The sequence below is a fragment of the Gluconacetobacter entanii genome, assembly GCF_013155425.1.
GTDB classification, from domain to species: Bacteria; Pseudomonadota; Alphaproteobacteria; order Acetobacterales; family Acetobacteraceae; genus Novacetimonas; species Novacetimonas entanii.
Genome location: NZ_JABJWD010000038.1, coordinates 19,442 through 44,671 on the forward strand (window position 1 = coordinate 19,442; position 25,230 = coordinate 44,671).

Sequence of the window (25,230 nt, forward strand, 5' to 3'; positions counted from 1 at the left end):
CTGATAACGCAATGGGGGATTTCACATCCCATGGGAAGCCTATTTTTCAAATAGCTGCTCTCCATCATATCGGGGATATGTCATATTATCCAACGGGATAAGGCACTTGGGCGGACCCATGCCCTTCCCTTTGGGACCGGGCGCAGGATCACTCGGCCCGGATCATGATCTCCACCACATTGGCGCGGCCCGATGCGATCCCTGCCTGGATGGCAGGCGCGATATCGGTGGCGCGCGTGATCCTGCATGCCGACAGTCCATAGGACGCGGCCATGGCCTGATAATCTATGACCGGGTCATTGAGGTCCATGGCAAGGTAATTGCCATTGCGGGTCGAGACGTAATGCGTCTGTCCCCGCATGAAACCCTTGAGGACATTATATTCCTGATTGTTCATGATGACGAAGGTCACCGGCAGTTTCTCGTGCGCCGCGGTCCAGATCGCCTGTGGGGAGTAGAGCGAGGCCCCGTCCCCCACCAGGCACACCACAGGCTCCCGCCCCAGGCCGAGTGACGCGCCCACGGCGGCCGGCATCCCCCAGCCCAGCGCACCGCCGCGCAGGAAGGAGTACTGCGCGGGCCAGTCACTGTCGAGGAAGGAGCGCACATGCGATGAGGTGGCGATGGCCTCGTCAACGATGGCGATGTCCGGCCCGATGGCGCGCACGGCTTCGTACGCCGCGACGCAGGGGGCGATGACGGGTTCTTCCATGCGGTGCAGCGCGGTGGCGATGGCCTTGCTCCGGCGGTCATGGTTGCGCGCCGTAACATTCTGCCGTGTGGTGGCATAATCGTCTTCGCGTCCCGCGATCGCCTTTTTCAGCAGGGGCAGGAACGCCTCCAGCGAGGTACGGATATGCCCCACCAGCGACAGTGGCGTATAGAAGGTACGTCCCAGATCCCCGATATCCGCCGAAACCTGGTAGATCGCACATCCCGGCGGCACGGCGGAGCCTTCGGAATACAGGATGGTGATCAGCGACTTGCCACCAAGCGCGAAAATCGCGTCATAATCCGCAAGTTTCGCCGCGATGTCCGTTGCCCGCGTGGGCAGGTTGCCTTCCCACAGCGGATGCGATGTCGCGAAGGGCACGCGCGAAGGCCAGGAGGAGCCAAAGACCGGCGCGCCCAGAAGTTCGGCCACGGCGGCCACCTGTGCGGCAGCCCCGGCGGCGTGGACCTCGTCCCCCGCGATGATCCCGAGGCGCCCCGGCGCGATCCGGGCCAACTGCTGCGCCAGTTCCGGCAGGCCGCCTGCGATCGAACGCCGGTCGATCTGCGATGGGGGGGCGGCGGAAACCGTGCTCATTTCCTCCATCACGTCCATGGGCAGCGACAGGAAGACGGGGCCAGTGGGCGCGGCCATGGCGTCGTTGAAGGCGCGATGCACCAGTACCGGCAACTGGTCGGCATGCATGACTTCCTGCGCCCATTTGACGGCGGGGGTGGCGATGCTGACCAGATCCCCGAACAGAAGCGGGTCGGAGATGGTGTGGCGGGAATCCTGCTGCCCCGCCGTTACCACCAGTGGCGTCTGCGATACGCTGGCGTTGAGGAGGTTGCCCATGCCATGGCCAAGTCCGCCCGCCGTATGCAGGTTCAGGAAGCCGGGACGCCCCGCCGCCTGCGCATAGCCATCGGCCATGGCGACGGCGCTGGCCTCCTGCAGGGCCAGAACATAATGCAGGTCCGGGCGTTTCTGCAGCGCATCGATCAGCGGAAGTTCCGTCGTGCCGGGATTGCCAAAAATATATTTGACCCCCTCGCTTTCAAGAATTTCGAGCAGGATGTCAGCGCCCCGTCGGCTACGCTGTCCATCGATATCACTGACTGCCGTGATCTGCATGAAGGGCCTCTTCCATACTGGTGTTATTGCAACTGTAATATGAAAATGGCGATTGTCATCCATCCAACTGCAGCCTGATGCACATAAGACAGACGATGACATCTGGCATGGGGATATCGGTCATTTATATTCAAAAACATGTTGCGGAATATAATGTTACGATACCCACCGCGAAATGACTCCCCCGCCGCGAAAAGATATACCGAAAATACAGAATTGCCCTGATCGACATGACGCATGCACAAGGATGGCTCCACGCCATTCCCGAAAGTTTCTGCCCGACCGCGCTTGGGGACATTGACCGGACGCTTCAGGCAATCCGGGCGGAGCATGATGTCGCGATCCCGCTTGCGATCGAAAGCGGCAGCCGTGCATGGGGCTTCCCTTCCCTCGACAGTGATTATGACTGCCGGTTCATCTTCATCAGGCCCACGGCGCAATACCTGTCCCTCTGGCCGGTGCGCGATGTTATCGAGGTCCCGCTGACGCAGGAACTCGACATCAATGGCTGGGACCTTGCCAAGGCTGTCCGCCTGCTGCTGAAGGGGAATGTGGCGGTGATGGAATGGCTGTCCTCCCCCATCATTTATGGGGCGGATGCGACATTCCGCGCCCGCTTCCTTGCCCTGGCGCATCGTGTGTGCAACCGCACGCTTGTCGCGCGGCATTACCTGCATCTGGGCGAAAAGCAGTACGACCGGCATTGTGGCATGCAGGTGCATGACCTGCGGATCAAGGAGCTTTTTTACGCCCTGCGTCCCGCCATCGCCCTGCGCTGGCTGCGCCTGCATCCGGCATGCAATGTCGTGCCGATGCACTTTCCGTCCCTGCTGGGTGAATGTGAACTCGAACCTGCCACGGTCGGGATCATCGACGACCTTATCCGCGCCAAGGCGCAGACCCGTGAAACCCGCCTGATCGCGATGCCTGAACCGCTGGAGTGGTTGATGGCGCATGAATTCGCCCTTGCCCATGAAACATTCGATCACCTGTCCCCAGAGGTGCCTGCCGATGCCATGGCGGAGGCCGATGAATTTTTCCGCGCCCAGCTTGGGGAGAAATGAAAAAAGGCCCAAGCGTTCGTTGCGCAGGGGCCTTTTTAATTCCGGGAAATGCCGCCTTTCTGAAAAAGGCGGCACCCGGAAACTTTCATTATGTGATGATGAAATTTTGAAACGCTCTTACCGGTGGCAGGGCACCTGCTTTCAGGGCGTGCCCAGTGTCATATCGAGGCGCTGCATCATACGCGGCAGCGGGATCTGCACTTCGGTGATGGGCAGGCTTTTCGTGCCCGAAGATTTCATCGTAAAGGCCGGTAGCCTGCCAGCCATCAGCAGCGCGGCAAGATGCGCCTGGTCATCCGGCAGGCCTGCATGGCGGGCTTCGTTTTCCTTCATCGTGATGGTCTGCTGGTCCGCCGCGTCCGCGTTCTGCTGCGGCATCGGTGTTCCGGGAATTTCCTTGTCCCGTTTATCGGCGTCCGTTGTGTCCAGCGTCACGTCCACGGCCTGCAATGTCAGGCGCCCCACATTCTGGGCAATGTTGAACACCGTCATTGGATTGAGGCCACGGACATTGTGGTCCAGCACCGACAGGGTGGCGGTATCAAGCAGCACGGGCGAGAAGTTGCCCAATTGAATCTTGCCATGCCAGTTGCCGAAATTCGGGAAATTCCCGCTACTCGTCATGGTCATCACTGACGTGTTTTTCTGCAGGCCATACCCGATGTTCAGGCTGCCTTGCAGCGTGTTGTAACCCTCTTGCCCCACCTCCCGGGCAAAAGATGCCAGCGTGCCCGGGATCGGTGCGCCGGGACCTGCAGCGACGATTTTCTGGACAGGGAGCGTGATCCCGGAGAACGAGAGGTCAAGGTAATAGGGTATCGCGTGCGCCGTATCGATGCGCGAAATGTCCACGCTGCTGGCCGTGATATCCACCGCAGGCGCGACGTGCCATTTCACGTCCGACAGCGACACCGTACCGAAAAGCGAGGTACTGACGCTGCCATATTCCACGACACCCAGCAGGTTCATGGACTGCAGGGCGTCATGCACGCCCTTTTCCGCCTTCTGTGAGGCATGATGGTGGGCGATCCCCCACCCGATCAGCACAAGGCAGCCGATCCCCCCTGCCCCGGCCTGCAGCCACCGGTGATATTTTTGCATGAAGGAACGACGGTTTTTTGCATCGCCGAGTTCATGTGCGGCCTTGGTCATGTATTCGGCCGCCGAACGCTGCGCCGCCTTGACCTTGGGGGCCTGTGCCACCACGAAATCGGACGTACGATGGGAAAACGCCTTCAGGCCCTGCCCAATCTGTTCCAGTGCTTCGTCCGCCCTGGCCGAACTGCCTATGCCCGTACCCGTGGCGATGCCTCCGCGCGCCAGAAGCGCGCCGGGCGGGATCAGCGGACTGAGGGGGGGCAGCAGTTTGCTCATTGGTGGCAGCAGCATGGAGGTATTGGCTGCTGCGGCCCCTGCCGGAGTGGGTGTGCCTGCGGTCTGCATTACCGTCATCGTTCCTTTGTCTGCGTACAGGATCAGGCGTGCTTTTGCGTATTTTCGCGCTGCCATGCCAGTTCGTCGCGGATCATGAACACCACCAGCACGGTTTCACACCCGATGCGCGTCAGGATGATGCTGAGGACAGTCGTGATGAGGGCGACGATACTGCCCAGGATCAGGCCGATGATGGTCGGCAGTGTGGTGGATTCCCCCGCCATCTGCGCGGCATTGATGCACAGCACGAGGATGCTGATGAATGTCGCCAGCCCGGACAGCACGCAGAAGACCACGCCGATATAATAGAATATCTTCATGAACTGCGGGGTGATGAGCGTATCGAAGGACAGGAGGGTCTTCATGATGTTCGGTCCTTGGTAAGGGAAACGGGGAGGGTTGGTGCCGGTGGCACGACGTGATGGGGATCAGGGGGCCGGGGTGGACGTGGCCGCCTGCGTGGCGTTGGCGATCTTGCGGTTTTCAATTTCCGTGGGATCGGTGGCATCGGCGCATTGCGGCTGCTTGCAGGCGTAGGAACGCGTGACGCTGAGTTGCGCGTCAGGGAAGTCCCCCTGCGTGGGCGTGGTGAGCATGCCGCTGACGAGGTACCATCCGGCGTCACCGAAATCGGCCTTGTCATCGGCCATCGTCAGGCTCAGGTGGCCCGGCCATGTCGTGGCGACATCCTTGTGCCCGGCCCCGTTCGTCTGCACCAGCAGGCTGACGGGAACGGGCTTTCCATCGCCCTGCATGGAGGCGAAACGGGTGGCACGGATGTTGTCGAGCGAATGGAACAGTTCGACCGGCCGGTCATCATTGATCCAGTTCGCCAGGCGGACGGGCACCGGGGCCGTGCCAAGTTCACGTATCTCGCTGTCGCGACGCGCCACAAGCTGCTTTTCACGCCTGGCTGCGGCGATCCGCTGCGCCTGCGCGTGCTGGGCCGCGATCTGTTCCGGTCCCGCCTGATACAGCAGCGTTTCAAGGCGCTGGTCGCCATAGACGCTGTAGCCATGTACCGTGGCGGAATAGGTCGGTTCGGCCTCGTTGCCGCTGACGCCCCTGGGATCGACATCGAATTCCAGCACGATCCAGACCCGGCGGTTCATCCAGCCAAAGCTCTCGCGCCTGCGTTCAAAATTACGCGCCTCTTCGGGGGGCATCGCGAATCCCGTGATGGATTCCATGTCCTGCGCATGCAGCGCGACGGCAAGGGGGATTCCGTCCGCCGCGCATGGACGGCCAAGGCGCAGGAGATTCCCGTTGATATGGACCGGGAACATGTTTTCCTGAAAGTCATAATGGCCGAATTCGGTTTCCAGTTCGGCATAGATGACGCCTGGCGCGACATTGCCACTATGGGCCTGCATGTCCTGCCCTGCCTTTTCAAGCACTTCATGCAGCCGGAAATCGTCGTTTCTTGAACGGAACCATTCCGGGGCCATATGCCCCTGCGCCCAGCATTTCTGGGCCTCGGGGTTGGCAAGGAATGTCGGGTCGTTTTTCCCGGCGAACAGCATGTAGCCCCAATATCCCTGATCCCCCACCCTGGGCACGGGGGCGGGTTGCGCGGACGCCACGGCAGGCTGTGCCTGATCGGGCGCAGGGGAAGTGGCTGGTGGCGTGGCCTGCGGGGACGTGGCGGCGTCTGCTGCGGGTTGCGGCGCAGGGGCATCCGCCGGCGGCGGTCCGGTGAACGGGTTGGGTGGCGTGGGGGCATCGAGGGAGGCCGGCGGCGTGGCGGCCGGTGGGGTCGCCGCGGCAAAGACCCATCCCCCGCTGCGTTCCGCGTGATACTGGCCGGTGATGCGGCCTTCTTCCGACACGCTGGCATCGGCGCGTTCGGCGGTGGGGCATGTCTGCTCGAACTCGCGCCGCATCCTGTCGAGCAGCGCAACCTGTGCGGTCGGATTGCCCCTGTCCCCGCTTTCGCTGGACAGGACCATCTTCAGGCGCAGGTCCTTGCGGCACCACTGCGCGCCGCCTGCGGCATAGACCTCGATATGCTTGGCGCTTGACCGTGCGATCAGCGCCTCTTCCTGCGCCCATGCCGCGACAGGCGCCAGCATCATGGCCAGCGCAACACCCCCGGTCAGGCGTTGACGCATCGTGCCTTCGTGCAGAAGCGACCGGATCATGCGCTTGTTCCTCACGTTAGTTGAGTTCCCATACACCCTGTGCCGAACGGCATGCCGTTTCGGTCGATGTGCTGGATTTTCCCTTGTCGGTCGCGACGGTTTTCAGGTCGCGGCAGGTGACGCTTGCATTGACGTTCGACGATACCGTCTTGCCTTCGGGGGCGGCCGGCGCTGCATCGAGGTCAAATGTCCCGCTGGTCGCGGCATGGTGGCTCCCGGCCGACAGCGGTTGCAGCGAAGATGCCGCGACGTAGCCGATCGAACGGCCATGCTGCGAAACCAGCATCCAGTTCTGTCCCGTCAACTGTCCCACCACCATGATCACGGAATGGGTCGGCAGCGTCATCGCGACCGTGGCGGAGGTGGACGGGGAAAGATAGACCGGGGAAGATGACGTCACCTGGTATCGCGCGCCAATCGCATGGATCGACCCCGGCGCCGCCACGTCGGCATTGCGGACAATACGGATCGACTTGTCTTCCTGCCGGGTATTGGACGTGGTGATGGTGGCGCGCATGGTGGAGTGGTCGGACTGCCACGTCACCGTACGGTTGTCCCCCTGCGCCATCAGAAGCTGCTGCTGACGGCGGGCCAACGCCTTGCGGTCCATGTTGTCGAGCATGTTGCCGATACTCGAACCAAAGGTTTCCCCGCCGATCAGGCTGGCAAGGCCCGCCACGACATGGTTGCGTGTCGTGTGGACGCCGGGTTCGGTGCCGGTCTGCGCAGTATTACCAGACTGATCGGTCGCACATCCCGAAATTGCAGCCGAGATGCAGAGAACGGAAAACGTTTTTACGCCAATCCGGTAAAAATCACGCATTACCAATATTTTCCCAATGTATTCTGTAAGTGAAATTTTGCAATCACATAACGACGCCGCATTTTGTCGTCAACGAAAAAATAGACCAATTGGAATTAAAAATATGGACCTGTAAGGTCTCTATTTAAAGATTCATTATATATTCATGAAAATGTATAAGATATCGGGCAGGAATCCCTACCTTGCGCAGGAAAAAATAATCGACCGATGGAATTAAATAATTCCGGGCGAAAGTTCTGGCTTTCGCATGGAAGCAGGATGCGGACGGTCGGGGGATGATTGCAGTCGTTTTTTATGGAACGGCAGATATTCTGGAAGAATCCAGATACAGCACGGATATCATGAAGTTTTCATGACCGGGTTACGGAAGATAACCATAAAAACTTCCGGAATAATGAATTTAAAGGCTTGTCGTATCTTCCGTCGCGGGCTCTGCAGGAGCAGGAGCAGGAGCAGGAGCAGGAGCAGGAGCAGGAGCAGGAGCAGGAGCAGAGTTGGGATTGGGATTTTGCGCCTGGGCCAGGAACCTTGCAAAATCATCCTGCATCTTGCGTGCCAGTTCCGGGTCGGACAGTTGCGCATCCTTTTGCGACGAATCAATCACGACCACCCTGTCCCCCGAGAGGGGATCGGGAACATGGTTCGCACCCAGAAGGGCCTGAAGGCCACGCGCGTTCTGGCCGTCATGGATCTGGCTGTCGAGGTCGCGATCAATCAGGCCATGATGGTCAAGGAACGTGTTGAAACGTGAAGGAATGCGAATGCAGCCTTCGGAATCCGAACGGCCCAGACGCCCTTCCAGCAGGTCGGGGTCCGTTGCGTGCATCTCCAGACGGACAACGGCGAGCGCGCCTTTCCTGCGCCAGTCCTCGGTCGTCTGCCAGCCAAAGTCCCAGACGCGCATGCCCTTGTTGCCATTGCCACGCACGCCGAATTCATTTTTCGTCCCCTGCGCACGGTAGCCGTAGATCTGCCCGTCATTGAGGAAAATCCCCACGGGCGTACGAAAATGTTCCGTACGGCCAGGGCGTCCCGTGCTGACACGGACCGAGCCCAGCGCAATCAGTTTTCCAAGTTCCCCCCCGCCCACTGTGACCCACAGGCGCTGCACACGTTCGGCACGGTCCACGACCAGTACGACCTGTGCGGTATCGGGCCACAGATGCGTCCTGTTGAGAAGATCCCTGGCCTGTGCAAGGGCCGTGTCCGTAAGGTTGGCGCTGGTCCGGGCGACCTGCGGCCCCACTTCTGTCTTCAGCGCGGCGCGCAGGTCGTTCATGTCCTGCATGATGTCAGGTGGGGCGGACTGCGCATGTCCCTGTGTCGTCGCAAGGCCCCAGATAATCAGGAATGTCCCGGCCGCCGCATGTAAACTTATCTGCATCTGGCTTCCGGCATGACGGTCTGGCGATCCCGTGGATGTACGTTCTGTTCTGAAAAACCAATGAAATGCATCTTTAGCGTATTCTACTACCTCCCTGCCGTCCCTGATCCATTTCCCTTGTGCTGGAGCGTTCGATACAGTCTTCGGGTTTCCATGGAGGGTATGCAGGTTCCTATCGTACGTCCTGCGGTCGGTCCGTGGCATCGAAACGGAAGGGTTCGCCGACTGCCGTGCCGGGCAGTTCCCCTTCCCACATGACGGTATTCCCCCGGATGATGGTGCCAACGGGACGGCCGGTCAGGGTGCGACCGACAAAAGGTGACCAGCCGCAACGTGATGCCAGCCAGTCCTGCCGGATCTCCCAGCGGGCCCCAAGATCGACGATCGAGAAATCGGCGTCGTACCCCACGGCGATCCGTCCCTTGCGCACCAGTCCGAACAGGCGCTGTGGTCCGGCGGATGTCATGTTCACCACCTTGCGCAGCGTCAGGCGTCCCTGCGCGACATGATCAAGCATCAGCGGCAGCAGCGTCTGCACCCCCGGCATGCCGGATGGGGAGTCGGGATAGGAACGTTCCTTTGCCGTCATGGTATGGGGGGCATGGTCGGATCCGATGATGTCGGGTACCCCCTGCCCCATCCAGTACCACAGGCCCTCTCGCGCCGTGCGGTTGCGGATCGGCGGGTTCATCTGCGCCAGCGTGCCGAGTTCGGGATAGGCCTCCTCCGCCGCAAGGGTCAGGTGCTGCGGCGTGACCTCGCAACTGGCGATATCCTTGTTGGCCGAAAGGAATTCCAGTTCCGCCGGCGTGGTGACATGCAGCACATGGATGCGGCGGCCTGTCCTGCGTGCAAGGGCCACGATGCGCCGTGTCGCGCGCATTGCCGTTTCCTCGTCACGCCAGACCGGGTGGGAGGACGGATCCCCCGCCACGCGATGCCCGACCCGTTCCAGCAGCCTGTCCTCGTCCTCGGCATGGATCGCGACGCGGCGGGAGCCGGAGCGCAGGACACGTTCGAGGATCCGGTCATCGGACACCAGCAGGCTGCCGGTGGAGGAGCCCATGAAGATCTTGATCCCTGCGGTGCCCGGCAGCTTTTCAAGTTCCCCGCACTGCTCTGCATTGTCCGTCGTCGCCCCGACATAGAATGCGTGTTCGCACCACATGCGCCCGCGTGCGCGCGCCAGCTTGTCCGCCACGGCTTCGGGCGTATCGGTGGGGGGGCGGGTATTGGGCATCTCGAACACGCCCGTCACGCCGCCAAGCACGGCGGCGCGGCTGCCGGATTCCAGGTCTTCCGCATCGCCGGGTCCGGGTTCGCGGAAATGGACCTGCGTGTCGATCACGCCGGGCAGGATGGTCAGGCCCGTGCAGTCCAGCGTGCGATCCGCGCTGCCGGTGCCGCCGATGCGTGCAATCCGTCCGTCACGGACGAAAACGTCCACCGTTACGGTCTGATCGGGAAGGACGACAGTCCCGTTTTTCAAAACAAGGTCGTACGATGTGCCAGGCATCAGGTCTTCCGTCTCGTTTACGTTTCAGGAGCAGATACGCAACCGGCTCCGGCGTGGGACGGAAAATAATCGACATGCGTGCATACGTCCAGAAGAAGACAGGTGCCTTCACGCATGCCGCTGCGCTGTGTGGCCTACTGGAGAATGAAAAACAGGGTCATGCACGCAATCGCCATCGTGATGATGACAAGGCGACCGAGGTGATAATCCGGGGCTGCGTGCCGGTGGCCAAGATGCACCTGCGCGGGCGGGACATCATGCGACAGGTCGGTCATTTTCTCCTCCGTACACGAAATTGGGTGTTGTGCGGCATTGTTCAGTTCAGGGATGTCAGACTGTCCCACAGCAGTTTGAAATTGAGGATGAGGATGATGGCGGCGATAAGCCACGCCATGGCTTTCATCGGGGGAGAGATCACGAATTCCCCCATCTTTTCACGGTCAGAGACGAACATCACCAGCGGGATGACCGCAAAGGGCAGTTGCATCGACAGGATGACCTGGCTGAACATCAGCAGTTCTCCCACCCCATGCGTGCCATAAAGCAACGTGACGAACAGGACGGGAATGACCGCAAGGCCGCGGGTCAGCAGTCTACGCGCCCATGATGGCATGGAAAGGTGCAGGAACCCTTCCATGACGATCTGCCCGGCCAGCGTGCCGGTCACGGTTGAATTCATGCCCGCCGCCAGCAGGGCCGTTGCGAACAGGGTGGATGCGATCCCCACGCCCAGCACGGGTGACAGCAGGCGATAGGCATCGGAAATTTCAGCAACGTCGTGATGTCCGCTGGCATGGAACGCCGCCGCCGCGACAATCAGGATGGCGGCATTGATGAACAGCGCCAGAACAAGGGCGATCGTGCTGTCGAGTGTTGACCACCGGATGGCGTCGCGTCGTCCCGCCGGAGTGCGGTCGAAGGCACGGGTCTGCACGATGGAGGAATGCAGGTACAGGTTATGCGGCATGACCGTCGCCCCGATGATGCCGATGGCGATATACAGCATCGAAGGGTCCCTCAGGACCTGCGACGATGGCATGAACCCGCGCAGGATCGCGGAAATGGAGGGAACGGACGCGATGACCTGCACCACGAAACAGCCTGCGATGATGAGCAGCAGTCCGATGATGAAGGATTCAAGATAGCGGAAGCCACGCTGCATCAGCAGCAGCACGACGAAGGCGTCCGCAATGGATACAATACATCCCCCGATCAGGGGCAGGCCAAACAGCAGTTGCAGGGCAACGGCCGTGCCAATGACCTCCGCCAGGTCGCAGGCGATGATGGCGAGTTCGCATGACAGCCACAAAATGGAATTCGCCAGCGGGGGGAAATGGTCCCGGCATGCCTGTGCAAGGTCGCGGCCGGTCACAATGCCCAGTCGTGCCGCAAGTGCCTGAAGCACGATCGCCATCAGGTTGGACAGCATGACAACCCACAGCAGATGATACCCGAACCGCGACCCGCCCTGCAGGTCGGTGGCCCAGTTGCCGGGGTCCATATATCCGACCGAAATCATGTATCCCGGACCGACGAACGCCAGAAAACGGCGCCACCACGCGGCGGTGCTGTCCGGGACATGGATGCTGGCATGGACTTCGGGCAGGCTCCGTCCATCCGTGCCCTGCCGGGTGAAGCGCCATGGCTGCGAAGGGGGCGGCATGGAGGGTGGAGCGGACATGAAGACCTGCCTGAAAACCTTGTCGTCAGGTCATTGAACGCCACTGCCATGAAATATGCAACAAGCTATATCTTGTGGTGATGACAATTTTTCATAGCATGCAGGTTACAAGACCGCGAGCAGGGGAAACCGGCGGGAAAGGCATGCTGTTGCGGGCGGGAATGTCATCAGGGAACGCGCAGGCAGGTGGCCTGCCTGCGGCCGAAGGTCAGTTGCGGTAATCCGGCTGTTCACGATCGAGCTTGCGGATCAGTGCCTGCCAGATCAGTTGTCCCTGGTCCGTATCGTCTTCGAATTGCTGGCGTGCGCGCAGGATGCTGGGAAGTGACGGGAAATGCAGCTTCACGCCGGTTGACTGCGCCGCGACCTGAATACGGCAGGCCTGCTCCAGATAGTACATGCGGTAAAAACATTCCGCCACCGTGCGCCCGACTGTCAGCAGGCCATGATTTTGCAGGATCAGGCCATGCTTGTCCCCAAGGTCGCGGACAAGGCGTTCGCGCTCGCTCAGATTGTCTTCGGCGGCCAGCCCTTCATAGGCATGGAACCCGATACGGTCATGGAATTCCATGCTGATCTGGTTGATGGGCAGGATCTTGCGATCCTGCGCCGCCACGGCCATGCCCGCAACCGTGTGGGTGTGCATGACGCAGGCAGCGTCGGGCCGGGCACGGTGGATGGCGGAATGGATGACGAAGCCCGCGGGATTGATGGGCCAGGCGGTCTGCTGGCGCGGATGGCCGTCGGCATCCACGCTTACAAGGGAACTTGCGGTGATTTCCTCGAACAGGAAACCATACGGGTTGACCAGATAGGCATGCCGCTCCCCCGGCAGTCGTGCCGAGAGATGCGTATAGACAAGGTCGGTCATCCCGAAATGCGCCACCAGACGATACGCCGCAGCAAGTTCGCGGCGCAGCACCTGTTCCGTTGCGGATGGCGGGGGCACTGGTACCCCCGCCTCCCGCACGTCCATGTCCCCGTTACCCGTCGCGTCAGGCAATGACGACATCCAGCGCCTTGCAGAAACTGTGCATGTCGCTTTCGGACCCGACGGTGATGCGTGAACAGTTCGGCCATATGGACCAGTTGCGCCCGATGATGACGCCCTGTTTCGCAAATGCCTCCCGCACCGGTTTCGCCGGGCGCTTCCAGTCAACGATGAACATGTTCGCCACGCTGGGGATGTAGGAGATCCCGCGCTGGCGCAGGTGCGCGAATGTCATCTCCCGGTTGGCGATCATCTCGTTGCGACGCTGCACGATCTCCTGCGCGCGCGTGACGCTGGCCAGTCCGGTGGCAAGGGCCACGGTGGAGAGCATGAAGGATTGGGAGAACCCGTCATAACGCATCATCTTTTCCAGCAGGTCGGGACGCCCCATGCTGAGCCCGAGGCGCAGGCCAGCCATGCCGAACAGCTTGGAGAACGTGCGCAGCACGATCACGTCCTTGCCCGCCGCGACAAGGGAGGCGGCGCTGGGCGTGCCCGAAAAGTGGATATAAGCCTCGTCCACCAGTACGATCGAGCCTGCGGGCTTGTTGGCGACCAGCCATTCGATATCGGCAATGGGCGTCAGCGTGCCGGTGGGATTGTTGGGGGAACAGATATAGTAGACCCCCGCGTTCGGATTGGCCGCCAGCATGGCGCGGACATCCGCTTTCCAGTTGTTTTCCGGACGCAGCGCCACCTTCGCCAGCGGAACCTTCAGCCACTCCGCCGTCTCCCATGACGGTTCATAGGTCGGGTCCAGCGTGACAAGTCCCCGTTTGGGGGAACAGAACGTCACGATGGCGCGACACAGCGGATCGCCCGAACCGGGCCAGGGCATGATATGGTCGGCGGGCACGCCCTCGATTTCGGAAACCGCCTTGATCAGGTCCTGCCGGTTGCGATTGGGCCAGTAACGGTTGCCCTGCGCCACCATGGCGGTACCGGCGCGCACGCCTGCCTCCATGGGGCCGGTCCACCATTCGTTGCTGTCGATCAGCACCTTGCCCGCGTTATCGCCGGCCGACGCCACGACCCCGCGTGCCTGCGAAACCCTGCCCGGCAGCGACGCTAGCGCCAGACCGGTGCCCAGCAACGCCCCGATACGGCCAAACTGCCGACGCGAATATCCCCGCTGCAGAAGGTCACGCCGGGCGTCAGCCGACAAAGTCGCATCCGTATCCATAATACGCGTTCCTTAGTTATGTCAGGGCGATGGTGACCATGGCCCCGCAACCATCCTGAGGACACATATCATGCAGGCTTATTCATTACGATCAAGTTCCATTATGAAACACGGATCGTAATGACCATGCGGGTGTGAAAATATGCCACACCACGCTTATGTCGGAATTGCGCGGCCGGCATGGCCTTATCGGGCGTTCACCGCGCCAGGGAGGCCCGCCGCAGGGGCATGGTCATGCAGTGCACGCTGCCCCCGCCGCGTGAAAACTGCTCCAGATGCGGGGTCAGGACCTCCATGCCTTCGGCGCGCATCATCTGGTTGATTCGCGTGCTGTGGCGTGGACTGATGACCCGCCCCTTCCCCAGCGCAAGGACATTGCATCCCATGTCGTTCATCGCTTCCTTGTAACTGACGGGCAGCAGGCGTATGCCCTGCGCGCGCAGCCATGCAAGGTCGGCATCGGGCAGGACATCGGTGACCGCAATGGCCGTGTCGTCGTTGATCATCGTGAAGATGACATCAAGATGCAGGAAATGCGCGGGGAAGCGAATCAGGCGGCAGGTCCAGCCTTCCTGTATGAACCAGTCGGCGAACTGCCTTGCCCCGTCTTCGTCCGTGCGGCCGCCACTGACCCCGATCACCAGCAGGCCGGGACGTATGAAATGTATGTCGCCTCCCTCGATATGGCCCTGCGTGCAGGTTTTCCAGATTTCGCCGGGGGCATAGAACTGCCGCACCGCCCCTTCCTCCGCACGGCGTTCGGGGCGCGACATGCGGGTGACCACGGTGCCGAATGGCGTGGTCTGTGAACTGTCGCGGGTATAGACCTCATAGGGCATGCCGCTCTGCGGTGTCATGAAATGGCAGTTGACGTCCGCCATGCGCAGGGCATCCACCAGTTCATCAAACTGTGAAAGCATATCGGCATGATTGGTGCGACGCCCGCTGGCCAGGGTCTGGATTGCGATGTCGTTGCTTGGTATCCATGAATAATGCTCTGGCCGGCACAGAAGCACATCGGCAAGGGTGCCGCTTTCGCTGTCCATGAACCAGTGATTTGCGTTCATTACGTGAAAATCCCGAAGAAATGGCGCGTCTGCCCCCCGGCAGGAAGGGTTTGCAGCGTAGCAACGTGACGGATTTGACGGGATAGGAATGATGCATAGTTCACTTTGAAATTTCATTAACCGCAAGAAATCAAAAAACCTGTTTGTGCCATGACATATAATGTTGCACTCTCTGGACAATCTGGAGCGGACAAGTAACGATCAGCAGAATTCATCAGGTCGTAACCATCCGGCCGAAGTCATCCCGACCGATATCCCACTGGCACCATGGACGGATCCCGACGCACATGACAGCCTCATCAATGACCCTTTCCTCCCCTTCCCCATCTTCCACAAAGCGGATGGCGGCAGGCCGACGCAGGGGGGGTGGTTTCCGTGGCCAGGTGGCCGAGGTGGACCTGCGTCTGCTGCGCGTCTTTCGCACGGTGGCCGAACGCGGGGGATTTTCGGCGGCAGAAATTGCCCTGGGAAAAAGCAAGTCTTCGATCAGTATCGATATCTCGGCGCTGGAAAACCGCCTCAACATAAAACTGTGCCAGCGCGGGCGCAGCGGATTTGCCCTGACGGGCGAAGGGCGCATGGTGCTTGAGGCGACGGAGGAGCTGCTGGCGGATATCGAGCGTTTCCAGCAGCGCATCAATACGGCAAGCGGCATCCTGTCGGGACGTTTTTCGCTGTATATGCCGGACAATATCCTGATTCACGGGGAAACGGCGGTCATACGTGCCATCAAGACCTTTACCGCGCGCCATCCTTCGGTTTTCATGAACATGTATTCCGCCTCCCCGCGTGAAGTGGAACTTGCGGTGCTTGATGGGCGTGCCACGGCGGGCATCGTGCTGCATGGCCACCATCGACCGGACATGGAAAGTACGGCGCTGTTTACGGAATCCCTTGGCCTGTACTGCGCGATGACGCATCCACTGGCGCAGATGGACAAGGATGACATCACGTTCGATGTCCTGACGCAGCAGCGCATGATCGAGGTCTCCAGCGCGGTTTCCTCCCCTGCGTGGGACCGGATCAAGGGCCATATGACGTTCTGCGCCGGTGCCGAAAATGTTGATGCCCGCGCCCTGCTGATCCTTTCGGGCAATTATATCGGTTTCCTGCCCGAAGCCTATGCGCGGCCGCTTGTTGCCGAGGGGCTTTTGCGCCATATCGCGCCGGACAGCCTGCGCCTGATGACCAGTTTCCATTTCCTGGTGCGTCCGTCCCCCGATACGGGCATGATGATCGAAACCTTCCGCACGATACTGGAAGACTCATATTGAGATATTCCACCTGTCCTGCGGTGACGGATCTGTTGTCCCTGTGTTTCTTTCTTCTTGTAATGCTGCATGCGCGTCCGATCCGGGCGCAGGTGTCCGGCCTGCCGGGCTTCATTCATGATGGTGTCCTGAACGTCTGCACCAATCCCACCCTGCCCCCGATGACGTTCATGAAACATGAGGGGGAGGATCAGAGCCTGCCTTCTGGCGTGGATATCGACCTTGCGCGCGCACTTGCCGAGTACTGGCATGTCCGGCTTGAGGTTTCCTCCATGGATTTCGTGGGGCTGTTTCCCTCCCTTATGGCAGGACGGTGCGCGATGGTCGCAAGTGGCGTCACGCGCCTTCCCAGTCGGGAAAGAAGTTTTGACGCCGTTCCCTACCTGGATACGGCGATGGTGGTTGTGGCGCCTGCCGCGACCGGCGCCATCGCCACCATGGATGACCTGTCCGGGCGACGTGTCGCCGTGCAGGCGGGCACCAGTTACGCGGCCATGATCGAACGCCTGAACGCACAACTGCTGGCACAGCACCGCATGCCCATCGAGATCCAGCAGTATCCTACCGAGGAAACGGTGGTGCAGCAGGTTCTCCTAGACCGGGACTTTGCCTTCATAAGTCAGGATGTGGAGATATATTTCCGCCAGAAGCAACTGCATGGCAAGGTGCATGTCATCCTGCGGACCAGTGACCCGCAATACCGGCAGTTCGCCCTGTACATACGCAAGGACGCGCAGGATCACGAGGCCCTGCGCCATGCCATTGCCGTCCTGTCCGCCAATGGCCGGATCAATACCATTGCGCGCCGCTGGTCAATTGCCCCAAGCAGCGCCACGGTCCTGTCGGCGGCCCCTGCCCCGGTCTTTGTCTGGCATGATTTTTTCCGCGCGCTGGTGTCGGCGTCATTCCTGCGGGGGGCGGCGGTCACGCTGGCGCTGGCGCTGGCGTCGCACCTGACGGCCATCGTGATCTCGATTCCCATCGCCCTGCGGCTTGGGGGGCGGCCAGGGATCGTGCGCACGCTGCTGGGTCTCTACATCTATGTCTTTCGTGCCGTGCCGACCCTGCTGCAACTGCTGTTCGTGTGGAATGCGCTGCCGCAGTTCTGTCCCATCTTCAGGGAGGCATGGTTCACGCCGTTCCTTGCGGCGTGGATATCGCTGTCACTCAATGAAAGTGCCTACCAGGCTGAAATCAACCGTTCTGCGCTCGCTTCCGTTGATCCCGGGCAGGTCGCGGCGGGAAAGGCGCTGGGCATGCGGACCGGGCAGATCTATCGCCATGTCGTCCTGCCACAGGCCCTGCGGATCGCCCTGCCGCCCACGCTTAATGATTTCATCACGCTGCTCAAGACCACGTCGCTGGCGTCGGTCATTTCGCTGCACGAACTTCTGTCCGTGGCGCAGGTGGAGGTCGCCCGGAGTTTCGAGTTCAGTGAATATTACGCGGCGGCCCTTGTCTATTACCTGCTGATGGTGCTGTTTTTCATCACGCTGCAGAAAATCATGGAACATCGCCTTGGATGGGCCGCCCATGGGGGAAGTGTTCATGAACGGTAATCCGGCCGCCATGGGGGAGGATGCATCCGTTGTCGTGGCGGCCCGTGGATTGTGCAGGAACCGGGGGGAGATGAGCCTGCTGGACACCATCGACCTTGAAATCCGCAAGGGGGAGAAGGTCGCGGTTCTTGGCCCGTCAGGGGCGGGAAAATCCACCCTTATCCGCTGCTTCAACCGGACGGAGGCGCATGACAGCGGCACCCTGTCGATCAATGGACAGGTGATTGACGAAACGACCGACCTTGTGAAACTGCGCGGCATGGTCGGACTGGTTTTCCAGAACTACCATCTTTTTCCGCATCTGAGCGTTCTTGACAACTGCACCCTTGCCCCGCGCCTCGTGCGCAAAATGTCCCCTGCGCAGGCACGTACCCTTGCGCTCGGGTTTCTGGAGCAGGTCGGTATCAGGGAACAGGCGGAGCGCTATCCCGCCCAGCTTTCCGGCGGTCAGCAGCAGCGTGTCGCCATCGCGCGGGCGCTGTGCATGCAGCCACAGATCATGATGTTTGACGAACCGACGGCCGCCCTCGACCCGGAATCCATCCGCGGGGTCATGGCCATCATCAATGACCTGTGTGATGCAGGCATCACGAGCATTTTCGTCACACATGAAATGGGGTTCGCCCGTCATGTGGCCGACCGCATCATCTTCATGGATCGTGGCAGGATCCTGGAGAGTGCTCCTGCCACGTCCTTTTTCCAGTCCCCGCGCAGCACACGTGCGCGGATGTTCCTTGACCGTATGCTCGGCCCCTAGCCCTGTTGTCCGGCGTGGGCCGCGGCATTGGCGCGTTCCCATCCCCGCACCAGAGGCAGCAGGAGGGCGAACGCAAGGGTTGCCGTCCCCGCTACAAAGGCAAGGTTGCGAAACAGGGTGCCATAGATCACCAGCGTCTGCGCCGCGTCGGTTCCCCTTTCGCCGGCATTGTCGATGGCCGCCATGTTGGCGACCATGCTGCCGACATACATGGCAAAGCCGATCAGCACGTAAAAGCACCCCGCCATGAAGGCGCTGATACGTGGCGGGACATACCGCGCAATGGCAGCAAGCCCCAGGCTGTTGAGCATGAGTTCGCCGATCGACAGCGGCCCATATCCGAACAGCATCCACCACGGTGACACATGATCGCCCGCACACAGATGCGTGCACACCCACCATATCACGAAGGAGAGTGTGACACAGGCGAAGCCGATGACGAATTTCCCCGCGATGCTGATATCCGCATCGCGCCGGCCCAGCCATTTGTAAACCGCAATCAGAAGCGGCGTGCCCAGCATGATCCACAGGGGGTTGAACGCTTGGAACTGCCCCGCCGACATCGAGAACAGATGCAGGCCCATCAGCGTGAAATCCTTGCTGACATTGCGCAGGGTAAACAGCGTCAGCGACGTCACCATCTGCTGGTAGAAGACGAAGTAGAGCGCCACTTCGAAAGTCAGGAGATATATGATCTTCAGGCCCGGGCGTTCATGGGCGGCGGCGCGGACATACAGGACCACCCATGCCGCCATGATCATCAGGCCCGACGCCATGACCAGCATCCCCTGGATCGAACTGGATTCAAGGATGCGTACGATGACCGCAATGGCCGCCAGGATCGCCGCCGAAATCACGAAGCCGTGCCGGATGGGCACCGCGTTGAAATCCGGTGCCGTGCCAATCCCGTCCAGCCTGCGGCGGCGTATGAAATAGGCCACGATCCCCAGCACAAGCCCCACGCCACATGACGCGAAGGCCACGGCCCAGCCATAGGTCTGCTGCAGCCATGGCGTCAGGACGAGGGAGAAGGTGGAGCCGATATTGACCGACATGTAATAGATCGTGAAGGCCACATCGAGCGTCTGTTCCTGATCCCGATAGATGAGGTTGACCGTATTGCATGAGTTGGGCTTGAAAAGCCCGTTCCCCACCGCAATCACCGCCATCCCGAGGAAAAGGGAATGGGCGTTGCCGGTCATCCCCCCCAGCAGCAGATAGCCGCTCGCCAGGACAATGGCGCCCACCACCATTGTCCGTCGCGACCCCAGGACCCGATCGCCCAGCCACCCGCCGACAACGGGCGCGGCATAGGTTATGGCGGCGAAACTGCCCCACAGCATGTTGGCCTGCGTGTCGTTCATGCCCAGTTTCTGGACCATGTACAGCAGCAGGATCGCCTGCATGCCGTAAAATCCGAACCGTTCCCATATCTCTATGGCAAGGACGACGCGGAATGCGGCGGACCTGTCTGACGCCGACATGGGTTTCATGCCGGCGTCACTGTCTGAACCCTGCATTTACATGCACTCAGGGCACAACCGGCAGCCAGACGGCTGTGGGATGCGCACGGTCGTGGTAAATCTGCTGCGTGGCCACGGTGTAATCCTCCTTGGTGGCCTGCAGGATGTTGGGCACGAATTTCTGCGGGTTGCGGTCATACAGCGGGAACTGGCTGGACTGGATCTGGATCATGATCCGGTGACCGGGTTCAAAGACATGGTTGACCGCCGGCAGCGTGAAGCGGTAGCGCGCAGGCTGCCCCGGCACGATGGCGGTGGGTTTGTCAAAGCCCTGCCGGTAACGGCCACGGAAGATGTCCATCGACACCGCCAGTTCATATCCGCCCATTTCGGGACGGTCGGCGGTCGTGGGCGGATTGACGTCGATCACCTTGACGACCCAGTCCGCATCCGTCCCGGTGGTCGCGGCATAGAGGTCGGCCACGGGCACGCCGCTGACCTTGACCGGGGTGGTCAGGACCGGGGTTTCATAGGTCACGACATCAGGACGGCTTTCGGCGAAGCGCTGGTCCTGCACCAGCCATGTCTTCCAGCGGTCCGAATCAGAAACGAAGGAGAACGGGCGGGCAAGGAAGGGAACCGGATGCTGCGGGTCGGAGATGTAATGATCCGATGCCTGCTCGTCATGTTCGGGCTGTCGGGTCGACAGGCCATGTTCGGCATGCACGAAGAACGGCTGCAGCGGATGGGGGCAGTGTTCGTCACATGCCAGCGGCCAGCGTTCGAGATAGTCCCAATGGTTCTGGCCGGTGTTGTAGATGATCGCTTCGGGCAGGTGGACCGCGGCGGCGCCGGGGCGCAGGTACTGGTCGAAGAAGGGACGCAGGACCTCATGCCGGAACTGCGAGGCGGTATTGCCATTCCACTGCAGCGGGCCAAGGGAGGAGCCGTTGTAATTGACTTGGCTGTGGCGCCACGGTCCCATGACCAGCACGTTGGGGACAGAGGGTGTCGTCGCCTGCAGGGCCTGCCATGTATGGATCGCGCCCCACATGTCCTCCTGATCCCACAGTCCCTGTTCCCACAGGGTCGGGACACTCGCCTTGCGGCGTGCCAGCAGGTGGTCAAGCGCCTGCTGCTGCCAGAATGCGTCATAGGCGGGATGGGCCAGCATGCGCTGCCACCACGGGAACTGGTCCAGTCCCGCATTGTGCGCGAACTGCCCGGCCGAACCCGCAGTCAGGAAATTGGTGTAGTCGTCATGATCGACGCGCGGGATGGCGTGGCCTTCCGCGCGCTCTGACATCTGCATGGTGAAATAATCAAGCCCACCCTGGCGGAACGCGCCGTAATGGTACCAGTCATCCCCCATCCAGCCATCGACCATCGGGCTTTCGGGGGCCGTGACCTTCAGCGCGGGATGCGGGTCGAGCAGCGCCATGACCACCGTATAGCCCTCGTAGGAGGAGCCGAGCATGCCCACGCGGCCGTTGCTTTCGGGGATATTATGGACCAGCCATTCTATTGTATCCCACGCATCCGTGGTCTCGTCCGTTTTCGTAGGGTTCAGCGGGCCGCGTGGCGGCCGGGTCATCACGTAATCCCCTTCGGAGCCGTACTTGCCCCGGATGTCCTGGAATACCCGGATATAGCCACCTTCCACGAACGCATCGTCGCCTTCGGGCAGGATGGAGCGGATGTCGGGGGCGTCAGGGATACGGTTCGCCCGTGCGGAGGCATGATAGGGCGTGCGCGTCAGCAGGATCGGGGCACCGGACGCGTCCTTTGGAATGACGATGACCGTATGCAGCTTTACGCCGTCACGCATCGGGATCATCACGTCACGCTTGATATAGTTGCGGTCATTCGTGGGGAAAACCACATGGGCGGGAATATCGCTGCCGGTCTGTACCATCAGCGCGGAGGTATCGGGTGCGCCCGCCGCCTTGGCCGCTGCCTGCGTGTCGGCGGCCAAGCCACGTTCGGCCAGCGTACCGGACGATACACATGCAACCATGATTGCCAGTGACGGCAACTGCCGCCAGGAAAGCCGTTTCACGTCATTCCACTCCAGTGTTGCCCATGGGGCGTTGTCGTTGCATTGCCCTTATCATAGCAGCCAGCCGTTCCGAACGCCCAAAACGCCTTTCACGGGATATCTGACGCAAAAATAACGCGATCATGGCTGTCGCGGCAGCCCCCTTCCCTGCCCCGATCGGCCCGAGGACAGGGCTTTCCCGGGGGCACGAGGGCTGCGTTGCAGGTTTCATTAACTTTACATAATAACAAAGGAAACCGTAACGGTTTGAGGTTATGACAGGAACGGGAATAACATTCCGCAAGGAGGACGATTGTGCGTTTTGCTGATAATGAGGGTTCGGGCGGGTTGATACGCCACATGCTGCCCGTGCTGGCGCTGCTGGCCGGTGGCGCAGCCTGCAGCGTGTCGGCCCATGCCGCAGGTCACGCGACGGCCGCCCCCGCCCTGACGCCGGGGGGACTGCCCACGACCGTCGTGCCCTCTGCCTATCGTATCAGTGTCGATACGGACATGAAGGCTCTTGTACTCAACGGTCACGAGGAAATCGACCTGACCGTAAGCCGCCCGGTGGGGCAGATCGTGCTGAACCAGGCCGGCCTGAAGCTTGAAGCCGCCAGTGTCGATGGCACCGCCTTGCAGATTTCCCAGGACGAGACCGCGCAGACCGCCACGCTGAGCGTCCCTGTTCCCGGTCAGGTTCCGGCGGGGCGGCATGTCCTGTCGATCCATTATAGCGGGCCGATCCCGCAGACGCCCAACGGCATCTATTATGATGATTACCGTGACCAGAAGGGCCGGAAAAAACGGATGCTGGTGACCCAGTTCGAGGTCGCCGACGCGCGTCGCATGTTCCCAAGCTGGGATGAGCCCGGCCTGAAGGCGACCTACCAGTTGAGCGTGCGCGTGCCGCGTGCCTATACCGCCGTCAGCAACATGCCCGTCACCTCGGTCACGAAGGCGGCAGGCAGGACGAAATACGTCAATTTCGCCACGACGCCGCGCATGTCCAGCTACCTCCTTGCCGTGGTGGCGGGTGACCTTGGCGCGGTGCATGGCATGGGTGGTTCCACCCCCATCAATGTCTATGCGCCCGCCGGGGAGGAGAAGACCGGTGAATACGCGCTTGGTGCCGCAACCGACATCCTGCCGTATTACAACCAGTATTTTGGCGTCCCCTACCCCCTGCCAAAGCTCGACCTGCTGGCCATTCCTGGCAATTACGAGGCGGGGGCAATGGAAAACTGGGGCGCGATGACGTTCATCGACAATGCCGTCCTGTTTGATCCCAAGCGCAGTTCGCCCGAAACCCGCGAATGGGTGTATCTGGTGGTCGCCCATGAAATGGCGCACCAGTGGTCGGGTGACCTGGTCACCATGGGATGGTGGAATGACATCTGGCTCAACGAAGGTTTCGCATCATGGATGGAAACCAAGGCCACCAACCATTTCAACCCCGGATGGGAAATCTGGCCGCGCCAGCACTCCGACCGTGAAGCGGCGATGGCGCTCGATGCGCAGTCCACCACCCACCCGATCCAGCAGACCATCCATGATGTGAGCGAGGCCAGCAGCGCGTTCGACCGGATCAGCTACCAGAAGGGTGAGCAGGTGATCCGCATGATCGAGAACTGGCTGGGCGAGGACCGTTTCCGTGACGGCATGCGCGGCTACATGAAGGCCCATGCCTATGGCAATGCGACCAGTGATGACCTGTGGGCCGCGCTGTCGCAGGCCTCGGGGCAGGATATCGGTTCGGTCGCGCGTAGTTTCGTCGAGCAGCCGGGCATCCCGCAGGTCAATGTCGCGCGCCGGTGCGTGGGCGATACGACCGTGCTGACCCTGACGCAAAGCCGCTTTACGATCCATGATCCCCATGCGGCGGCCCTTAAATGGAAGGTTCCAGTCATTGCCGGCGACGCGGGTGGCGATGTCCGCAAGATCCTGCTGGGCAAGACCCCGTCCACGCTGCGCTTTGCGGGATGTGACCATGCGATCAAGATCAACCTTGGTGAAAACGGGTACTACCGTACACGTTACGATGCGGCGTCGCTTGCGCTGCTGCAGAAGGAGTTTGCCTCCTTCGGTCCGGCGGACCGTGCCAACCTGCTGGGCGATGAATTCGCGATGTTCCAGTCCGGGCAGGCATCCCTGAAGGATTACCTGTCGCTGGTGGCCAATCTTCCCGCCACCCATGAAAATGATATCGCCGTCTGGCAGGAGACGATTTCGCACCTGCAGGCGCTGGATACCATGATGATGGGAACACCCGGGCAGGCCCGGTTCCACGATTTTGCCCGTTCGGTACTGCAGGGACAGATGCAGCGCCTTGGCTGGAACGTGCGTGCGGACGAACCCTTTACCGATACCCTGCTCCGTCCGAAGGTGATCGATGTTCTGGGACAGTTCGGGGATCGCGCGGTCATTGCCGAAGCGCAGGCACGATTCGAAAAATACCTGAAGACGCCTTCTTCCCTGCCCACCAGTCTGGTTGCGCCCGTCGCCACGATTGCAGGACGCGAAGCAGACGAAAAGACATACGCCCAGATCGAAAAGGTCATTCACAAGGCCCCCGATACGGAACGCAAGCTGCGTTTCTTTGATGCGCTGGCGGCTTCGCATGACATGGCGCTGACCCGCCGGACGGTTGCCCTCGCCTATAGCGGCGCCATCCCCAATGGCCGCATTGTCAGGGCGCTTGCGATTGTCGCGCGTGAAAGCGGCCATCCGGAGGAAGTGTGGGATATTGTCCTGAAAAATCAGGATGAGATCCGCAAGCGCCTTTCCCCCTGGTCTCAGGAAACGCTCCTGCCGGCCGTGGCGGGGGAGACGGTCAATCCCGATATTGCCAAGGCCGTTCTGAGCAATCCCTCCAGCACGTCCTCACGCGGCAGCATGGTTTCAGCACGACAGGCAGCGGACAAGATCATGTCCAATGCGGAAATCTATGCACGTGCGCGCACGCAGATGGGCGAATGGATGCAGGAGAACAATGTTAAATAAATCCTGATG

General features: G+C 61.0%; 19 protein-coding genes. 5 read left to right on the plus strand and 14 right to left on the minus strand.

Features of this window, described 5'->3' with window-relative positions; genetic code table 11:
- Positions 1-148 precede the first annotated feature (148 nt).
- Complete coding sequence (locus tag HNH97_RS06910; RefSeq protein ID WP_171790404.1) at positions 149-1,846, minus strand: thiamine pyrophosphate-binding protein; 1,698 nt, start codon at positions 1,844-1,846, stop codon at positions 149-151.
- Positions 1,847-2,076: 230 nt separating this feature from the next.
- Between HNH97_RS06910 and HNH97_RS06915 the strand changes: the two genes are divergently transcribed.
- Positions 2,077-2,910, plus strand: coding sequence for a nucleotidyltransferase domain-containing protein (locus HNH97_RS06915; protein WP_171790405.1), 834 nt, complete (start codon positions 2,077-2,079; stop codon positions 2,908-2,910).
- Between the two features lie 141 nt (positions 2,911-3,051).
- Here HNH97_RS06915 and HNH97_RS06920 read toward each other — a convergent pair whose 3' ends face one another.
- The 11 genes from HNH97_RS06920 to HNH97_RS06970 all read right to left on the minus strand — a co-directional run bounded on the left by HNH97_RS06920 (position 3,052) and on the right by HNH97_RS06970 (position 15,130).
- On the minus strand, positions 3,052-4,353 hold the full coding sequence (locus HNH97_RS06920; RefSeq protein WP_171790406.1) for a hypothetical protein: 1,302 nt from the start codon (positions 4,351-4,353) through the stop codon (positions 3,052-3,054).
- A gap of 32 nt (positions 4,354-4,385) precedes the next feature.
- A complete protein-coding gene (locus HNH97_RS06925) occupies positions 4,386-4,709 on the minus strand; it encodes a DUF4282 domain-containing protein (protein WP_171790407.1) in 324 nt (107 codons plus the stop codon).
- A 63-nt stretch (positions 4,710-4,772) separates the two neighbouring features.
- The gene (locus HNH97_RS06930) at positions 4,773-6,485 is read right to left on the minus strand and encodes a DUF4852 domain-containing protein (RefSeq protein ID WP_171790408.1); all 1,713 of its coding nucleotides are present in this window, start codon (positions 6,483-6,485) and stop codon (positions 4,773-4,775) included.
- Positions 6,486-6,501: 16 nt separating this feature from the next.
- On the minus strand, positions 6,502-7,308 hold the full coding sequence (locus tag HNH97_RS06935) for a hypothetical protein (protein ID WP_171790409.1): 807 nt from the start codon (positions 7,306-7,308) through the stop codon (positions 6,502-6,504).
- A gap of 400 nt (positions 7,309-7,708) precedes the next feature.
- On the minus strand, positions 7,709-8,692 hold the full coding sequence (locus tag HNH97_RS06940; protein ID WP_216657566.1) for a L,D-transpeptidase: 984 nt from the start codon (positions 8,690-8,692) through the stop codon (positions 7,709-7,711).
- Between the two features lie 172 nt (positions 8,693-8,864).
- Positions 8,865-10,208, minus strand: a complete 1,344-nt coding sequence (locus HNH97_RS06945) for a dihydroorotase (protein ID WP_171790410.1) — start codon at positions 10,206-10,208, stop codon at positions 8,865-8,867.
- Positions 10,209-10,342: 134 nt separating this feature from the next.
- Positions 10,343-10,483 (minus strand): hypothetical protein, encoded by a 141-nt coding sequence (locus tag HNH97_RS06950; RefSeq protein ID WP_167400287.1) that lies wholly within the window; start codon positions 10,481-10,483, stop codon positions 10,343-10,345.
- Positions 10,484-10,524: 41 nt separating this feature from the next.
- On the minus strand, positions 10,525-11,889 hold the full coding sequence (locus HNH97_RS06955; RefSeq protein WP_171790411.1) for an Nramp family divalent metal transporter: 1,365 nt from the start codon (positions 11,887-11,889) through the stop codon (positions 10,525-10,527).
- Between the two features lie 208 nt (positions 11,890-12,097).
- Positions 12,098-12,865, minus strand: coding sequence for a class II aldolase/adducin family protein (locus tag HNH97_RS06960; RefSeq protein WP_244949353.1), 768 nt, complete (start codon positions 12,863-12,865; stop codon positions 12,098-12,100).
- 19 nt (positions 12,866-12,884) lie between these two features.
- The gene (locus tag HNH97_RS06965) at positions 12,885-14,063 is read right to left on the minus strand and encodes a pyridoxal phosphate-dependent aminotransferase (RefSeq protein ID WP_171790413.1); all 1,179 of its coding nucleotides are present in this window, start codon (positions 14,061-14,063) and stop codon (positions 12,885-12,887) included.
- A 197-nt stretch (positions 14,064-14,260) separates the two neighbouring features.
- Entirely contained in the window at positions 14,261-15,130 is an 870-nt protein-coding gene (locus HNH97_RS06970; protein WP_110912662.1) for a dimethylarginine dimethylaminohydrolase family protein, read from the minus strand.
- Positions 15,131-15,432: 302 nt separating this feature from the next.
- Between HNH97_RS06970 and HNH97_RS06975 the strand changes: the two genes are divergently transcribed.
- Genes HNH97_RS06975 through HNH97_RS06985 form a run of 3 tightly spaced genes read left to right on the plus strand, consistent with a single transcriptional unit; the run spans position 15,433 to position 18,717 of the window.
- Positions 15,433-16,404 (plus strand): LysR family transcriptional regulator, encoded by a 972-nt coding sequence (locus HNH97_RS06975; protein WP_171790419.1) that lies wholly within the window; start codon positions 15,433-15,435, stop codon positions 16,402-16,404.
- Entirely contained in the window at positions 16,401-17,960 is a 1,560-nt protein-coding gene (locus tag HNH97_RS06980) for an ABC transporter substrate-binding protein/permease (protein ID WP_320442943.1), read from the plus strand. The genes HNH97_RS06975 and HNH97_RS06980 overlap by 4 nt, the downstream gene beginning before the upstream one ends.
- Complete coding sequence (locus HNH97_RS06985; protein ID WP_171790414.1) at positions 17,950-18,717, plus strand: amino acid ABC transporter ATP-binding protein; 768 nt, start codon at positions 17,950-17,952, stop codon at positions 18,715-18,717. The genes HNH97_RS06980 and HNH97_RS06985 overlap by 11 nt, the downstream gene beginning before the upstream one ends.
- On the opposite strand, the gene HNH97_RS06990 is transcribed toward HNH97_RS06985, so the two are convergent.
- Positions 18,714-20,201 carry a peptide MFS transporter gene (locus tag HNH97_RS06990; protein WP_171790421.1) on the minus strand — a complete coding sequence of 496 codons (1,488 nt, stop codon included), beginning with the start codon at positions 20,199-20,201 and terminating at the stop codon, positions 18,714-18,716. The genes HNH97_RS06985 and HNH97_RS06990 overlap by 4 nt on opposite strands.
- A gap of 46 nt (positions 20,202-20,247) precedes the next feature.
- Positions 20,248-22,239 (minus strand): CocE/NonD family hydrolase, encoded by a 1,992-nt coding sequence (locus tag HNH97_RS06995; protein WP_171790415.1) that lies wholly within the window; start codon positions 22,237-22,239, stop codon positions 20,248-20,250.
- Positions 22,240-22,578: 339 nt separating this feature from the next.
- On the opposite strand from HNH97_RS06995, the gene HNH97_RS07000 reads away from it, so the two are divergent.
- Positions 22,579-25,221, plus strand: coding sequence for a M1 family metallopeptidase (locus HNH97_RS07000; RefSeq protein WP_171790422.1), 2,643 nt, complete (start codon positions 22,579-22,581; stop codon positions 25,219-25,221).
- Positions 25,222-25,230: the final 9 nt, after the last annotated feature.

Bases quoted from the DNA above. Each gene is read 5' to 3' on its own strand.
- HNH97_RS06945 (WP_171790410.1), bottom strand. From the start codon at position 10,208: ATGCCTGGCACATCGTACGACCTTGTTTTGAAAAACGGGACTGTCGTC.
- HNH97_RS06985 (WP_171790414.1), top strand. From the start codon at position 17,950: ATGAACGGTAATCCGGCCGCCATGGGGGAGGATGCATCCGTTGTCGTG.
- HNH97_RS06940 (WP_216657566.1), bottom strand. From the start codon at position 8,692: ATGCAGATAAGTTTACATGCGGCGGCCGGGACATTCCTGATTATCTGG.
- HNH97_RS06915 (WP_171790405.1), top strand. From the start codon at position 2,077: ATGACGCATGCACAAGGATGGCTCCACGCCATTCCCGAAAGTTTCTGC.
- HNH97_RS06955 (WP_171790411.1), bottom strand. From the start codon at position 11,889: ATGTCCGCTCCACCCTCCATGCCGCCCCCTTCGCAGCCATGGCGCTTC.
- HNH97_RS06960 (WP_244949353.1), bottom strand. From the start codon at position 12,865: ATGGACGTGCGGGAGGCGGGGGTACCAGTGCCCCCGCCATCCGCAACG.
- HNH97_RS06970 (WP_110912662.1), bottom strand. From the start codon at position 15,130: ATGAACGCAAATCACTGGTTCATGGACAGCGAAAGCGGCACCCTTGCC.
- HNH97_RS06965 (WP_171790413.1), bottom strand. From the start codon at position 14,063: ATGGATACGGATGCGACTTTGTCGGCTGACGCCCGGCGTGACCTTCTG.
- HNH97_RS06920 (WP_171790406.1), bottom strand. From the start codon at position 4,353: ATGCAGACCGCAGGCACACCCACTCCGGCAGGGGCCGCAGCAGCCAAT.
- HNH97_RS06975 (WP_171790419.1), top strand. From the start codon at position 15,433: ATGACCCTTTCCTCCCCTTCCCCATCTTCCACAAAGCGGATGGCGGCA.
- HNH97_RS06930 (WP_171790408.1), bottom strand. From the start codon at position 6,485: ATGATCCGGTCGCTTCTGCACGAAGGCACGATGCGTCAACGCCTGACC.
- HNH97_RS06990 (WP_171790421.1), bottom strand. From the start codon at position 20,201: ATGTCGGCGTCAGACAGGTCCGCCGCATTCCGCGTCGTCCTTGCCATA.
- HNH97_RS06910 (WP_171790404.1), bottom strand. From the start codon at position 1,846: ATGCAGATCACGGCAGTCAGTGATATCGATGGACAGCGTAGCCGACGG.
- HNH97_RS07000 (WP_171790422.1), top strand. From the start codon at position 22,579: ATGCTGCCCGTGCTGGCGCTGCTGGCCGGTGGCGCAGCCTGCAGCGTG.
- HNH97_RS06925 (WP_171790407.1), bottom strand. From the start codon at position 4,709: ATGAAGACCCTCCTGTCCTTCGATACGCTCATCACCCCGCAGTTCATG.
- HNH97_RS06935 (WP_171790409.1), bottom strand. From the start codon at position 7,308: ATGCGTGATTTTTACCGGATTGGCGTAAAAACGTTTTCCGTTCTCTGC.
- HNH97_RS06950 (WP_167400287.1), bottom strand. From the start codon at position 10,483: ATGACCGACCTGTCGCATGATGTCCCGCCCGCGCAGGTGCATCTTGGC.